This is a genomic window from Rhodococcus sp. T2V (assembly GCF_029269925.1).
GTDB classification, from domain to species: domain Bacteria; phylum Actinomycetota; class Actinomycetes; order Mycobacteriales; family Mycobacteriaceae; genus Rhodococcus_F; species Rhodococcus_F koreensis.
In genome coordinates, this window is record NZ_JARJBD010000440.1 from 1 (window position 1) to 361 (window position 361).

The window sequence follows — 361 nt, forward strand, 5'->3', positions numbered from 1 at the left end:
CCGAGACCGGGATCGGGTTCGTCCCCGACGTCGGCGGCACCTACCTGCTGGCCCGTGCCCCGGGGGAGTTGGGTACCCACATCGCGCTCACCACCGCCCGCCTGGGTGCCGGGGATGCGATCGCGTGCGGGTTCGCCGACCACTTCCTCCCGTCGGAGAAGATCGGACAGTTCGTCGAGGCGCTGTCGACCACATCGGTGGAGGCGGCGGTGGCCGCGTTCACCGAACCGGCCCCGGAATCGGACCTGCTGGCCCAGCGGGGGTGGATCGATGCCGCGTATTCCGCGGACAGCGTCGCCGAGATCGTCTCGCGGCTGCAGGGCAGTGGGGTGCCGGAAGCTCAGAAGGCGGCCGGGCAGGT

Annotated in this window: 1 protein-coding gene; it reads left to right on the forward strand. The window is 71.5% G+C overall.

Features of this window, described 5'->3' with window-relative positions; all coding sequences use genetic code 11:
* The coding region (locus P3H15_RS54745) for an enoyl-CoA hydratase/isomerase family protein (protein ID WP_276144919.1) at positions 1–361 on the forward strand (361 nt) is incomplete at both ends.